Here is a 2010-nt window from a genome sequence, read left to right on the forward strand (position 1 = left end):
GCTCCGGGACCGAACGCTTCTTTCGAGTAATTCGAGAAGAATTCGAGACAGGGCCGAAGGTAGGTATTCAGCAATGCGACAGGTCACCCGCAAGGGTCTGATGACCGTGGCGGCCGCGACCGGCGTGATCGCCGCCGCGGGCGGCTCCGCCTACGCCGACTCGGGCGCGCAGGGCTCCAGTTCGGGCTCGCCCGGCGTGCTCTCCGGGAACACGGTGCAGGCGCCGGTGCACGCGCCGGTCAACGTCTGCGGCAACACGGTCAACGTCATCGGTGTCCTCAACCCGTCGGTGGGCAACTCGTGTGCCAACAAGGGCGGTGGATCGTCCCCGGGCGGCCACGGCGGCTCGCACGCGGGCGGCCACGCCAGTGACTCGCCCGGCGTCGGCTCGGGCAACCATGTCCAGGTGCCGGTCCACGTGCCGGTGAACGCCTGCGGCAACAGTGTCGACGTCATCGGCGTCGGCAACTCCACCACGGGCAACGACTGCGCGAACGGCTCCGGCGGGCATCACACCGACCCGCCCGGCGGCGGATACGAGACGCCCGGGCAGCCGGGCGAGCCGGGGAACCCTGGTGAGCCGGGGGAGCCGGGCAACCCGGGGGAGCCGGGCGAGCCCGGCAATCCGGGTGAGCCGGGGAACCCCGGTGAGCCTGGCAACCCGGGTGAGCCCGGTAACCCGGGTGAGCCTGGCAACCCGGGTGAGCCCGGCAACCCCGGTGAGCCCGGTAACCCGGGCAGCCCCGAGAACCCCGGGAACGAGCCGGGCGGCCAGTTCGTCACCCAGCCCAAGGGCGACGCCCAGCTCGCGGAGACCGGCAGCAGCCTGCCGCTCGGCCTCACCCTGCCGGCCGGAGCCGGCGCGCTGCTGGCGGGCGCGATCCTCTACCGCAAGGCGCGTGCCTCGGCCTGACACCTGCGGCAAACACCCAGGCAAACGGAGCGGGCCCCGCCGATGCGGGGCCCGCTCCCGTGTATGCCTTCTCCCGGTGCGCCGTCTCAGCTCACCACGTGGCCCGCACCTGGCGGATGATCCGCCGGCGCAACCGCACCTTGCGGCTGCCGTCGCGCAGCAGGCTCAGACGGTGCAACTCCCAGTGTCCGTACTCGGCGTGGTCCGTCAGCAGACGTGCCGTTTCCTTGCGGGAGACCCCGCGAGGTACGTACACGTCGACAAATTCGTATTCCGGCATCGCATCTATTGTGCGGGCTGGGGCCTGGTACGGATAGCGTCTGCACTATGTCTGATGCTGCGCAGCCCACCGCTGCCGAGGTACGCGCCGCCGCCGAGGCGGTCAAGACCGCGCTCGACCGCCACCTGGCCGCGGTCGAAGGCAGGTCGGGAGAGGACGACCCGGCCGTCTACGAGGCGTTCAACCAGCTGGCCGCGGCCGCAGAGGTGTACGACGAACTGCTCTACGACCGATACGACGAGGTCACCCCCTTCGAGATCCCCGGTGCGGAGGACGCGCTGCCCCCGTACGCGGGCCCCGAGGAACCGAACGCGCTGAGCGTACTGATCCGCCGCGACTACGCGGTGGCGGAGCCGCAGCGTCTCCTGGCGCAGGCGCAGCGGATCGAGGCCGCCGAAGGCGAGGACGGCCCGGCAGCCTCCGGGACGACCCATGGCGCGCTCGGCCTGCTGTTCGGCGAGTTCGAGCCCGACGAGATCGCCTCCCGGCACAAGGAGTTCGGACTCGAGGAGGGCGATTCCACACTCTGGGTGATGGCGGCGGACGAACCGGCCGAACCCGGAGAGTGGCTTGAGGCCCCGTTCGAGCAGGTCGACCCGCAGCAGGTGGTCTGCCGCTTCGACGTCAGCGCCGTGTTCGACGACGTCGAAGGCGACGATGTCGACGATGACGAAGAGGAAGAAGAGGACGACGACGCGGAGGACCTGGAGGAGGGCCTCACCGACCTGGACGAGGACGAGGATCTGGAGCGCCTGGACGCGGACCGCCGCTGAGCGCACACGCCGGCCACCCGACGGCGGTGGTCACAGGGCCGTCC

Annotated in this window: 3 protein-coding genes; 2 read left to right on the top strand and 1 reads right to left on the bottom strand. The window is 71.0% G+C overall.

The features are described 5' to 3' along the window. Positions 1-73 precede the first annotated feature (73 nt). Positions 74-913 (top strand): chaplin family protein, encoded by an 840-nt coding sequence (locus tag ACWIF2_RS40590; RefSeq protein WP_454366713.1) that lies wholly within the window; start codon positions 74-76, stop codon positions 911-913. Between the two features lie 91 nt (positions 914-1004). Here ACWIF2_RS40590 and ACWIF2_RS40595 read toward each other — a convergent pair whose 3' ends face one another. Next, positions 1005-1193 carry a DUF5703 family protein gene (locus ACWIF2_RS40595; RefSeq protein ID WP_010045410.1) on the bottom strand — a complete coding sequence of 63 codons (189 nt, stop codon included), beginning with the start codon at positions 1191-1193 and terminating at the stop codon, positions 1005-1007. A 47-nt stretch (positions 1194-1240) separates the two neighbouring features. On the opposite strand from ACWIF2_RS40595, the gene ACWIF2_RS40600 reads away from it, so the two are divergent. Then, positions 1241-1966 (top strand): hypothetical protein, encoded by a 726-nt coding sequence (locus ACWIF2_RS40600; protein WP_454366715.1) that lies wholly within the window; start codon positions 1241-1243, stop codon positions 1964-1966. The last annotated feature ends 44 nt before the right edge of the window (positions 1967-2010 follow it).

This window comes from Streptomyces sp. NPDC055506 (assembly GCF_053643595.1).

What these genes read in the sequence shown, in the direction of transcription:
- ACWIF2_RS40600 (WP_454366715.1), top strand. Translation starts at nt 1,241, where the DNA reads ATGTCTGATGCTGCGCAGCCCACCGCTGCCGAGGTACGCGCCGCCGCC.
- ACWIF2_RS40595 (WP_010045410.1), bottom strand. Translation starts at nt 1,193, where the DNA reads ATGCCGGAATACGAATTTGTCGACGTGTACGTACCTCGCGGGGTCTCC.
- ACWIF2_RS40590 (WP_454366713.1), top strand. Translation starts at nt 74, where the DNA reads ATGCGACAGGTCACCCGCAAGGGTCTGATGACCGTGGCGGCCGCGACC.